The sequence below is a fragment of the Lysinibacillus sp. FSL H8-0500 genome, assembly GCF_038051955.1.
GTDB classification, from domain to species: domain Bacteria; phylum Bacillota; class Bacilli; order Bacillales_A; family Planococcaceae; genus Lysinibacillus; species Lysinibacillus macroides.
The window spans coordinates 3,006,249-3,018,798 of the sequence record NZ_CP150292.1 but is presented as its reverse complement, the minus strand read 5'-3'; the positions used below and the strand labels follow the sequence as shown (position 1 = coordinate 3,018,798).

The following is a 12,550-nucleotide window of genomic DNA, read 5'->3' as shown; positions in this document are numbered from 1 at the left end:
ATATGGCAACTTTAAATGATCGATTGCGCTTAATTAGCGAACGTATTAAAGAGGATAAATTTATCGAAGGGCGAGGTTTAGGCAATGAAATAAGCTTCTATATTTTCGATTATGATCCTAAAGATGAATTAGCAGTACGTGATCATGTAACGAGTCTGCATAAAGAATTTCAAGGCGGGCTGTATAATCGAAGAATTATTGAATTTGATTTATACAAAATGCTCATTGAGATTACGAAAGAAAAACGAATTTTTGATCGCATTCCAGAAATGGAAACAAAACAGGGGAAAGATGCTTTATTCAAGGCAATGACAACCTTCGCAAAACCTGACATGTTTTTAGCAAAAATTAAAGAGCAAATAGGCGACCATAACGTCGTATTATTGACGGGCGTAGGCAAAGTATATCCATTCGTCCGCTCACACAACATTTTAAACAATTTACAAGGAGTGTTAGATAAAACGCCCGTCATAATGTTTTTCCCAGGTGAATACGATGGCCAATCATTACAGCTATTCAGTAAATTTAAGGACGATAATTATTACCGTGCGTTTCGTTTAGTCGACTAACTAAATTCACCAAAGATCTAATTTTCATATGAAAGATCGAGTATAAATAATTAACTATTCATTTACAATTCAAATATTAAGTGAATTTAGTTAATGCCCCTGGCGGATGTCACAGATTTTTTAGTGGAGTTTTTCGATCAAGCTCGAAAAAAATCTGGACGCAATTTCGCCGAGCCGAAATTGATTAATTGGAGGGATACAAATGCAGTTAAAGCAAATGTTTTTAAAAGATATTGAACGTGATATTCGTGGCGTTATTAAAGTCGGTCAAAAAAATGAAGAAGACATTTATCAAGAATTAGACGAGTACGTTGTAACAAAAGAATTACATAACCACTTTTCTAAGTTTTATGAAAACTATTTAAAAGGTATTCATGGCAATACAGATAAAATGGGTGTATGGATCTCAGGTTTCTTCGGATCGGGTAAATCGCATTTTTTAAAGATTCTTGCTTACCTTTTAGAAAATAGTCCAGTACAAGGGAAAAAGCCTGTCGATTTCTTTGAAGATAAAATTAAAGATTCGGTTACTTATGCAAACATGGAGCGCACGGCAGATGTTGAAACAGAAGTTATTTTATTTAACATCGACTCGAAAAGTGCATTAGATAATAAGTCAAAAGAAGATGCTATTTTACGTGTGTTTATGAAGGTGTTTTATGAGCACAGAGGCTATTACGGCGACATTCCTGGCGTTGCAGAGATGGAGAAGTATTTAGACGAACAAGGCGTGTACGATACATTTAAGGCGGAATTTGAGGCACTTGCAGGCGAATCTTGGGAAGAGCGTCGTAACAGCTTCTACTTCGACCGCGACTATGTCATCGGTGCGTTAGTGAAAGCAAACAACATGACAGAGGAATCAGCTGGAAACTGGTTCGACAATGGTGTGAACAACTTTGAAATTAGCATTGAGAAGTTTGCGAAGGATGTTAAAGCATATGTTGATTCTAAAGGTTTTAACTTCCATTTAGTCTTTCTCGTAGACGAGATTGGGCAATACATTGGCGACAACCGTAACCTAATGCTTAATTTACAAACGCTTACAGAAGATTTAGGTACGCATGCACAAGGAAAAGTTTGGGTCATGGTTACTTCTCAGGAAAGCATCGATTCAATTATTAAAGTAAAAGGGGACGACTTCTCACGTATTCAAGGACGTTTCGATACGCGTCTGTCGTTATCATCGATTTCAGTAGACGAGGTTATTAAAAAGCGTATTTTAGAAAAGCAACCGCATATTCATGACCGTTTACGCGCTGATTTCCCGAATAAAAGTGCTGTTTTGAAAAACTTAATTAGCTTCAAAGAAAGCACAGCCGACTTACGTGGGTTTGCTGATGATGTGGAATTTGCAGAAGTGTACCCGTTTGTACCTTATCAGTTTAAATTGTTGCAAAACGTATTTGAGCAAGTTCGTAAGCACGGTTCATCTGGTAAGCATTTATCAGAAGGTGAGCGTTCGATGCTATCAGCGTTTAAAGAAGCTGGCTTGCAGTTTAAAGATGCTGAGGAAGGAGCTTTAATTCCATTCTATGCCTTTTACGATACGATTAAAGAGTTTTTAAATCCATCGATTACACGTGTAATTGAAGGGGCGAGAGTAAATCCAGCACTGGCTGATGATGCATTTAATACAGACCTTTTAAAAGTGCTGTTCATGATTAAGTACATTAAAGAGCTTCCAGCAAACATTGATAATATTGCGACGTTAATGGTGACGCATATCGATGAAGATAAGCTGGAGCTAAAAGAAAAAATTCAACGTGCATTAAGAAAGCTAATTGGTCAAACGCTCATTGGACAAAATGGCGATCATTTCATTTTCTTAACAGATGACGAACAAGATATTAACCGTGAAATTAAACAAGTTCAAATCGATGAAGAAGTTGTGAAGCGCGAATTAGCAAAATATATTTTCCAAGATATTTATGAAGAAAAGCGTTTTGCATACTCAAAAGACTATATGTTTACCTACAACCAAATGATGGATGAAAAAGCTTATGGTTCACAATCTGCATCAATAGGCTTGCAAGTTTTATCACTGCTTTCAGATTACTATCAACATAGCGATCAAGAGCTGATGATGATGTCTTCTCGTCACGATGAATTAATTATCAAGCTTGGTGGCAATGTGGCCTATGTTGAGGAGATGGTGGATGCATTGCGTATTGAAGAGTATCGTAAGAAAAAGAACATTACGCAACTACCAGAAAATATCCAAAATATTTTAAATAACAAGCAAGCAGAAGTACGTGAAAGAAGACGCCGTGTACGCGAACTATTAGAGGATGCGATAAAAGATGGCGCATTTTATGTGAACGGTGAGAAGTTAGATGTGAAAGGCTCTACAGTTAAAGAAAAAATTAACACAGGCTTTAAGCATTTAGTGGATAACACGTATACGAAGCTGGGGTACATTAAAGATTTTGTTGAGAACGAACGTGAGCTCATTTCTATTCTATCAACAGATGATCAACAAGTTACATTTGATGAACAACTAAGTAGTCCAAACGCTTTAGCAAAAAGCGAAGTGATGGAATATATCGATTTACAAGAGCAATTGCAAAAGCAAATTCGTGTCAAATTAATTTACGACCGCTTTGCAGACAAGCCTTTTGGTTGGAAACAGCTTGATATTGCCAGTATCATTGCACAGCTGTTAAAAGAACAACGCATTCGTATTCGCTACAACTCTGAATATTTAGAGCCAGGGCAAGATACGAATAAGTTAGTGACAGTTTTCGGTAAAACAACTGAAGCGGATAAAGGCATCATTACAAAGCGTGTAAAAGTGGATGAAGCTTTACTACGCAGAGCGAAAACGATTTGTCGTGACCTGTTCCCACCGATGGATTTAGCAGATGATGAAGATGGTCTAATCCAAGCAATTCGTACAGCAATCCGTGACCAAATTGCTGAAATCAAACAGTACGAAGCGAAATATTCGGCGAATGTAAAATATCCTGGACGAAGCTTGTTAGATAAAGGATTAGAATATTTCGAGCAGTTTACACCGCAATTGGATAATGTTTCGTTCCTAACGAAATTAAAAAATATGGAAGACGATTTAGCCGATTGGAAAGATGATGTAAGCCTTGTAAAAAGCTTCTTCAGTACAAACCAAAAAGATTTATTTGAACAAGGCGTAAATGCACTTGCCAAATATGAAGAAAATAAACCTTATTTAGCAAACGCTGAAGTAGAGGAAGCGATGAATACACTTCGTAACATCGTACAAGATCCAATCCCTTACAAAAAAATTAAAGATATTTCAACTTATGTACATGTGCTGAACAACGAAATGTCAGCTGTATTAGCTGATAAAAAAGCATTAGCACAACAGAAATTAAAAGTAGATTTTGACGAATGCACGCTTCACGCAAAGCAGTACGGTGTATCGCAGGAAACGAAGCAACGAATCGAAGGCTACTATGATGGTTTACATGCAAACCTTGTTCAATTTGAGGACATTTTCAAAGTAGATGCAACTATTTCACAAAGCGCGAACTTTAAAGAGCAGACGCTAAAGGCGATTCACCGTGAAATCGAGGAATGGAAACGTCAACAAGCATTGAAGCAAGTTGTTGCAGGCGATACAGGTGTAGAATCACCGCCTGTCATTGAAGATGAAATTCAAAAAGAAGTAGTGGATGTGAAGCGTTTAGTAGCGATTAAAACATTAGCTACAGAAGAAGACGTGGATGCGTACATTAGTACGTTATCATCTAAGTTAAAAGCAATTATTAAGCAAAATAAGCAAATCGAGTTCGAAGATTAGGAGTGAGTGAAGTGAATAAAAGCGCACTAAAAAAGTTCGCAACAGAAGCACGTAAAGAGCTATTAGAACGTGTCGAGCTTCAAGCGAGAAAAATTGGTATAACTGCTGACTCCATTCAAAAAGCAACAGTTGAAAGTTCGGATGCCGTCTTCATTGACGGCAAACAGCTTTCAGATGTTGAACGTCGCCAACGTAACAAATTAATTAAACGCATTGAAGAAATCGGTTTTGACCGTGTAATGGAAGAAACAGCATACACATGGTTCAACCGCTTCATAGCACTACGCTTCATGGAAGTAAATGATTACTTACCAACGAAAGTACGTGTTTTATCATCATACAATGCGGACAGTGCAGAGCCAGATATGATGAAAGAAGCACTATCGCTTGATTTAGAATTAGACAAAGAACTTGTTTATGAACTGAAAATGGCGAACAAAACGGACGAACTGTTTAAGTATTTAATTAAAGTGCATTGTAATGACTTAAATCGTTATATGCCGTTTATGTTTGAAACAATCGAGGATTATAAGGAAATCTTATTCCCAGAAGGTTTACTTGCAAAGGATTCATTTGTTCGTAAATTAACGGATACTGAATTTATCCCAGAAGATAATTGGGAGCAGATTGAGGTTATTGGTTGGCTTTATCAGTATTACATTGCTGATGAAAAAGATCGTGTATTCAAAGCGAAATCGAAATACAAAGCAGAAGAAATTCCATATGCAACACAACTCTTTACACCTGATTGGATTGTACAATATATGGTTCAAAACTCACTTGGACGTTATTGGACGGAAGCACATCCAGAGCATAAAGAAATAATTGGAAAATGGGAGTTTTTCTTAAAACATCACCAAGACGACCTCCATGAAAAAATTGCTCCATATGTGAATAAAGAATTGAATGTAGAGGATATTAAATGCTTTGACCCCGCAATGGGAAGTGGGCATATTTTAGTCTATATGTTTGATGTGCTCTTTGAAATTTACAGCAAATGTGGCTATATGGAAAGAGAAATTCCACGCCTAATCATTGAGAAAAACTTATACGGTTTAGACATTGATGACAGAGCATATCAATTAGCGAGTTTTTCAATTGTAATGAAAGCACTTCAATACAATAAAAGATTCCTTAGAAGCATTGAACGAGATGGATTGACTATGAACTTAGCTTCAATCCAGGAAACAAATGATTGGACAGATGAAGTAATTGCGTATATTGCTAATGAAGAAAGTGGAGAAACCTTTGAGGCAGTAAACGATTTTTGTGAACAATATAAAAATGCAAAAACATTCGGATCATTAATTAAAGTTACAGAAGCAAATACAACTTTTCTTGAAAATCGTCTAAAAGACATTAAAGAAAATCCAGTAACTGATATTTTCCATGAAGACACTCGTGAGCTGTCGCTAAAAGTCCTGCCATTATTAATAAAGCAAACTAAAATTATGGCACAACAATACGATATTGTAGTCATGAATCCGCCTTACATGGGCGCAGGTAGTATGAGCAAAGAATTGTCGGAGTTCTTAAAGAAAAATTATCCTGATTCTAAATCGGATTTATTTGCTTCATTCATGGAAGTAGACCATTATCTGAAAGCGAATGGTTTCTATGCGGCCATTAACCAGCATTCTTGGATGTTCTTATCAAGTTTTGAGAAATTACGTGAAAAAGTAATTAGCAATAAATTTATTGATTCCATGTTGCACTTAGGTCCAAGAGCATTTGAGGAAATTGGCGGAGAAGTAGTTCAGTCTACTGCTTTTGTTATGAGAATGTATTCAGTATATAATCTCAAAGGAGATTATATAAGATTAATTAAACAAAGGTCTGCAATTGAAAAAAGATTAAAAACAATAGAAATAGTAAGAAATATAGATAGTTCATTTGTTTATTCAACCAATCAAAAAGATTTTGAAAATATACCTGGTTCTCCTATAGCTTATTGGATTAGCAATCAGATGATAGAAATTTTTAATAATCAAAAACCACTTAGTGAGTACGCAGATTCTTGTATAGGAATGAGAACAGGTGACAATAATAGATTTTTGAGATTTTGGTTTGAAATAAATAAATCTAAGATGGGAATTTGTTTGAATTCTGCTCAAGAAGCAATTGAGAAAAGTAAGAAATGGATTCCATATAATAAGGGGGGTACATTCAGGAAATGGTTTGGTAATAATGAATATGTAGTGAATTGGGAAAATAATGGTTACGAAATTAAAGAGAATACGAAATTAGTATATCCTCAATTGGGTGATAATTTAAGTTGGAAGATTAGCAATGAGCATCAGTATTTTAAAAAAGGAATAACATGGTCTGGTGTTACAATGAATACTTTTGGAGTTAGATGTTATGATAAAGGTATGATTTTTGACTCGGGAGCAAACGGATTATTTGTTCACGACAATGATGATTATTATTATTTTGCAGGATTACTTAATTCTAATCTTGTAGATACGATTATAAAAATTATTAATCCTACAATAAATACAGGCTCAGGTGTATTAGCGAAAGTACCTATTGTGACTTCCAATAAATATAAAGGGGAAATTGAAAATTTAGTAATAGAAGCTATTGCTATTTCAAAAAAAGATTGGGATTCTTTTGAAACTTCATGGGATTTCGATAAACATCCACTTTTAGAGGATAAGACTGTTCAATTATCATATGAATTTTGGAAGAATAAGTGTGAGGAACGATTTAATCGGCTAAAGGAAAATGAAGAAGACTTAAATCAATTTTTTATTGAAATCTATGGCTTACAAAACGAATTAATTCCAGATGTTACTGATGAAAATGTTACAGTACGTAAAGCGGATTTAGAACGTGATATTAAATCATTTATATCCTATGCAATCGGTTGCTCATTCGGTCGTTATTCATTGGACGAAGGAGGTATTATTTACGCAGGAGGTGAATTTGACGCTTCTCGTTATAATAAATTCCCTGTTGATCAAGACAATATTATACCGATTATAGATGGCGCATATTTCGAAGATGACATCGTAACAAAATTCGTTAATTTTGTCCGCATAACATTCAGTGAAGAAACGCTCGAAGAAAACCTTGATTTCATTGCAGATGCGATTGGTCGCAAGAAAACCGAAACAGCGAGAGAAGCGATTCGTCGTTATTTCTTAAATGATTTCTTTAAAGACCATGTTCAAACGTATAAGAAACGTCCGATTTATTGGCTATTTACTTCTGGTAAAGAGAAGGCATTTAACTGCTTAATATACATGCATCGTTATGATGAAACAACGCTTTCTCGTATTCGTACAGATTATTTACATGAAGTGCAAATTCGTATGGATGCGGAGAAGAAGGATTTACTGTCAATTATAGATGGTGATTATACAACGAAAGAAATTAGCGATGCGAAAAAGGCACTGAAGTCGCTTGATAAGAAGATTGATGAATTAAAAGCGTATGATGAATTACTACATCATATGGCGGATAAGAAAATTCCAATCGATTTAGACGACGGTGTGAAGCATAACTATGATTTATTTAAAGGATTAGTGGCGAAGATATAGTTTTTTTCTCAAGTATAGATTACTCTTTTTGTTTTATGGAATTTCTGCGATAATTTATTGCCAATGGAGAGTTGAGCATAATGAACATCAAACAAGATCAAGTCGCTTTATTATTGAAAGAAGCACATATTGCCTCTTCATCAATACGGTATGGATTAAATGCACTTTGTAGAGCAAATATTTATGCAAAAGGTGATTATTATCAAGCTTTTTTTCAGCTTTCTATAGGTTTAGAACGACTAATGAAGCTTATAATCATCGAGAATTATAGAGGTGCGAATAACTCGTTTCCAAATAATAAAGTGTTAAAAGATTATGGGCATGATCTAATTGAAATGTTTGAAAGAATCAATGAAATAGAGCTGTTTCGTCACTCGGACGCGGATATGAATGATATTTCATTTAGTATTTTGAAATGCTTATCACAATTTGCGAAAACAACAAGATATTATAATTTAGACGCTTTAACTGGAAAACAGCAAAATATTGATCCTCTTGTTCAATGGGCAAGTATTCAAAAAAGATTTTACAACATAATCCAAAGCGTAAAACTTCAAGTGATAATAGAATCCAGGAATTAAAAGGCTATATTAATGAAAACAGCGTAGCTATGATATTTACTGAAAAAAATAATATTATCGATAATACTGCTGATTTAATTGATAGAGTTGAAATGGATGCATATGTTCAAGAATATGCGGTTTATTATACTTATTTGTTAATTAGCGAACTTGTAAATAAGCTTCTTAAAATAGAATCTAATTTCGAGTTATATCCTTATTTAAGTGAATTTTTCATGGGTTTTTATGGAGGATATACGAAGTACGAAATAAGAAAAAAGAGAAATTGGTTGAAGTGAGGGGATTTGGTAGAAGGTGTAGCGTTTATTGCTATGCTTTCTACCTTCTTCATTATTTAAGAAAAAACAAAAAACCCCAGCCCTGCAAAATGGTAGCGGGGAAAGGGTTTTAAAGGAGCTATTCCAGCCCTGCAAATGATAGCGGGGAAAGAAGTCGCTCATAAATTATTATATGATGTCACCATTATATTATGCATGATGTTGAAATGTCAACATTCGCTAATCGGAAATGGAGGGGAAATGAATGAACTACAAAATATTTTTTGACGAATCGAACAAATTAGATCAACCTAATGGGCTTTATTCGTATTATGGTGCATTAGGAATCACAACGGCTACAATGTATAATATTAATAATGCAGTAGATGAAATCAATACCCAATTGAAAACAAAAAGTGAAATTCATTTTGTTGATTATACAAGTGATACACATTTCGGTAAATACTTCAAAGCGTTAGATTATGTCTTAAATCAAGATATTAAAGTAAATCTAATGATTGTTAATAAGAAAGATGCTGAAAAGATTGCGAAGGAAATGGACTTAACAATGACGCAGTTACGCGAATTGTTTTATGTGAAGCTTCCTGAAAGACTATTTTATGGTCTGACTCGTGATATAGAGGTAGGTAAGCGAGTTCAAATTATTATTGATGAAAATAGCGAGTATGAGAAAATTGAATTAGAACGTAAATTAGAAGAACAAATGAATGCGCATTCTGCCTATAGAAATAAAGGCTACAAAGTAAGTGATGTAGTTCAAGCGTCCTCTGAAAAAAGTACATTGTTACAAATAATTGATGTTTTCATGGGAATTATCATTTTTCTTTTTGAATCTCAATATAAGAGTGACACTGTTGATGATGACAGTGTTTCAAAGTTAGTTAAAAGTGATTTAATATACCGTACGCTCATTCATAATAATAACTTAGAAAAATTCCATCAAAAAATAAGCTTGTATAAATGGGATGGCGAAGACGATAAAATTAAGAAAATCCATATAAGCGATTATACGGGGGCATTTTTAATTTACAAAACTCGTTATGACATACAGGAAATGAGTAAGCTTGAAAAAATAAGATTACAACATCCAGAGCAAGACACGAGATTTTATAGAGAACAGATGGGTTATAAAACACGTCAGTTGAAAACATTGCAGGGCTACATAGACGAATTGAATGGTCTGGGCAGAAATCATTTCTTCAGTAGTTAGATAAAGAAAGTAGTGATATGTATTGAATATCGAGCAAATAGCATCAACGTTACAAGACATTTTTAACGAGCCATTAAAAGACGGGGAACAGCGTAAAATTGTTTTTTGGGTAGACAAGGATCAGGAATTTATAGAGGAAATCGGGCAATTTGTATTGGATGGTGTTAAAGTCCAAACATTATTGGATAATAATCAGTTTTACATGAAGTATTTATTAGAGGAAGAAGACCCGACTTCGAATTATTTAATTTATACAAACCTTGAATTAGGTTTAGAAAATAACTGGTTAGCAGATACCGTATTTTATTCGAAAACATTTTATGCGGATCGTGTTTCGCTTATTTTAAATGACCTTCAAATCGATCCAGCATTACGTGGTGTGGTAAAGAAATATGAGCGTTTCTTCCAAAATAAAGAGCGTTACCGTAAATTCCAAGCAATTGGTATAGAAGCTTACAGTGAAGAGTCTATCGAGCTGGCCATTATGAGCGTATTATGCAATGTGAAGGTACCAGACTTTGAAGAAATTTTAAAAACGCTATTAACGGACACGCTGGAAGATGAAAATAATAAATACTTACAGCAAATGGACAAGTTTTTTGACACAGTTGTATTTTGGCGCTATGTGGCGAATATGTATGGCTATGAGCGTGAACAGCCAACATTAAAAACATTGCTTATTCATTTAGCAGTGACAGCGTTCAGTCATAGTGTGCCAGAGCAATATTTATCGGCTGTTAAGGACTTTGTGGCGACACGTAGTAAAACGAATGCGCTTGTCTTTATGGACCACTGGATGCATCATAAAACTGATTTTGAAATGTACGATCAATATGTTGAAATCGTTGAGCAGGAAATTCAAATTTCGAAATTGTTGCAACCAATTCCTGTTGACGAGTTTAAGCAGGCAGATACATTCCCTTATATCGATAAAGCAATCATTATTTATATTGCAAACAGCCTTTTAGAAGGGCGAGAAGACTTTGAGGAATATATTAAGCTCATTAAGCTAAGACGAGCAAAGCATTTTTATGAGAAATATGCATCAATCTATGAAGCGTTACTTTATAGCGTGAAAATGCAGGCATTTTACGTGGAGTACCGTCACGGAATTCCTTCAGGTCAAGCGGTGGATATGTTTAAGGCTTATGAAAGTAAGTATTATGTGATGGATACATATTACCGTAAGTTTTATGTAGCATACGATGCAGAGAGCAATAACGAAATGCTGAAAAAGCTAAAGGACCTCGTTGAGCATTTATATACACATTGGTTTATGAGCGAGCTAAGTGTTAATTGGTCAAAAGCGGTGAAAGACGAAATGGCATCGGATTGGTCGTTGCCAGGCGTTGTTAATCAGCAATCATTTTATACGTCAACTGTTGCACCACATATTCGTCATGATGAACGCGTATTTGTTATTATTTCAGATGCATTCCGCTATGAAGTAGGGGTGGAATTAGCCGAGCGCTTAAATTCAGAAACAATTGGCGCATGTACAATTCAATCGATGCTAAGTGTTCTTCCTTCTGTTACAAAGCTTGGAATGGCATCATTGCTACCGCATAAAACATTGGATTTCAATGAGTCCATGAAAGTATTAGTGGATGGTAAAAGCACTGCTGGTATTGAAAATCGCCGAGCAATTATTGAAAATGCAGTTGCCGATAGTATGACCGTACATTATCAGGACATGATGAACATGAATAAGGCGGGCAGACGTGAAACCTTTAAAGGTAAAAAGCTGATTTATATTTATCACGATACAATTGATGGAACAGGTGATAATGCATCGACAGAAATTTATACGTTTGATGCAGTAGATCGAACATTGAACCAGCTGTATGATGTAGTGAAAATCATTCGTGACGATTTAAGTGGGACAAATGTATATATTACTGCAGATCATGGCTTCTTATATCAGCGTGAACCTTTAGAAGAAAGTGACAAAATCGAAAAGGTAAAAATCGATACAGTTGAATTATCACGACGCTACACGTTGTCGAAAGAAAACGAAGAAATTGATGGGCAAATTAAAATAGATTTGTCATCTGTTGTGCAAAATGAACAACAGCTTTATGCGTATGTACCGATGGGGACAATTCGAAATCGCAAGCAGGGACAAGGGGTAAACTTTGTACATGGCGGAGCGAGCCTTCAAGAAATTATGATTCCGTTACTGTCGTTTAAGAACAAACGAGCAGGACAAAAAGGCGTACAAAAGTTAGATAAGGTAGAAATTAAATTAACAAGTACAATGCGTAAAGTGACGAATCGTATTTTCAATTTAAACTTCTTCCAAACAGAAAAAGTTGGGGAAAAACTGAAGCCTCAAACTGTACTAATTTATATGGTAGATGACGAAAATAATGTTTTATCAAATGAAGAAACAATTATCGGTGACCGTACATCTTCAAACCCAGCAGAGCGTGAATATAAAATACGATTTGCGTTGAAAAATATACCGTATGATCGCAGTAAATCGTACTATTTAATTATTAAAGATGTTGAAACTGGTATTGAAAAGGATAAAATTCCGTTTGAAATCAATTTAAGTATCGTAAGTGATTTTGATTTTTAATTGCT

6 protein-coding genes are annotated in these 12,550 nt (G+C 34.9%); all 6 read left to right on the top strand.

Annotated features, from left to right (window positions below; all coding sequences use genetic code 11):
- Positions 1–2 precede the first annotated feature (2 nt).
- The 6 genes from MHB44_RS14380 (at position 3) to pglZ (ending at position 12,545) form a co-directional block, all read left to right on the top strand.
- Positions 3–569, top strand: coding sequence for a DUF1788 domain-containing protein (locus tag MHB44_RS14380; protein WP_341299725.1), 567 nt, complete (start codon positions 3–5; stop codon positions 567–569).
- A 202-nt stretch (positions 570–771) separates the two neighbouring features.
- Positions 772–4,350, top strand: a complete 3,579-nt coding sequence (gene brxC, locus MHB44_RS14375; protein ID WP_341299724.1) for a BREX system P-loop protein BrxC — start codon at positions 772–774, stop codon at positions 4,348–4,350.
- Positions 4,351–4,361: 11 nt separating this feature from the next.
- Complete coding sequence (gene pglX / locus MHB44_RS14370) at positions 4,362–7,895, top strand: BREX-1 system adenine-specific DNA-methyltransferase PglX (protein ID WP_341299723.1); 3,534 nt, start codon at positions 4,362–4,364, stop codon at positions 7,893–7,895.
- A gap of 80 nt (positions 7,896–7,975) precedes the next feature.
- Positions 7,976–8,476 carry a hypothetical protein gene (locus MHB44_RS14365; RefSeq protein WP_341299722.1) on the top strand — a complete coding sequence of 167 codons (501 nt, stop codon included), beginning with the start codon at positions 7,976–7,978 and terminating at the stop codon, positions 8,474–8,476.
- Between the two features lie 522 nt (positions 8,477–8,998).
- A complete protein-coding gene (locus MHB44_RS14360; RefSeq protein WP_341299721.1) occupies positions 8,999–9,964 on the top strand; it encodes a DUF3800 domain-containing protein in 966 nt (321 codons plus the stop codon).
- A 22-nt stretch (positions 9,965–9,986) separates the two neighbouring features.
- Positions 9,987–12,545: a BREX-1 system phosphatase PglZ type A gene (gene pglZ, locus MHB44_RS14355; RefSeq protein ID WP_341299720.1), complete on the top strand. Its 2,559-nt coding sequence runs from the start codon at positions 9,987–9,989 to the stop codon at positions 12,543–12,545.
- The last annotated feature ends 5 nt before the right edge of the window (positions 12,546–12,550 follow it).

Bases quoted from the DNA above. Each gene is read 5' to 3' on its own strand.
- brxC (WP_341299724.1), top strand. From the start codon at position 772: ATGCAGTTAAAGCAAATGTTTTTAAAAGATATTGAACGTGATATTCGT.
- MHB44_RS14365 (WP_341299722.1), top strand. From the start codon at position 7,976: ATGAACATCAAACAAGATCAAGTCGCTTTATTATTGAAAGAAGCACAT.
- MHB44_RS14360 (WP_341299721.1), top strand. From the start codon at position 8,999: ATGAACTACAAAATATTTTTTGACGAATCGAACAAATTAGATCAACCT.
- MHB44_RS14380 (WP_341299725.1), top strand. From the start codon at position 3: ATGGCAACTTTAAATGATCGATTGCGCTTAATTAGCGAACGTATTAAA.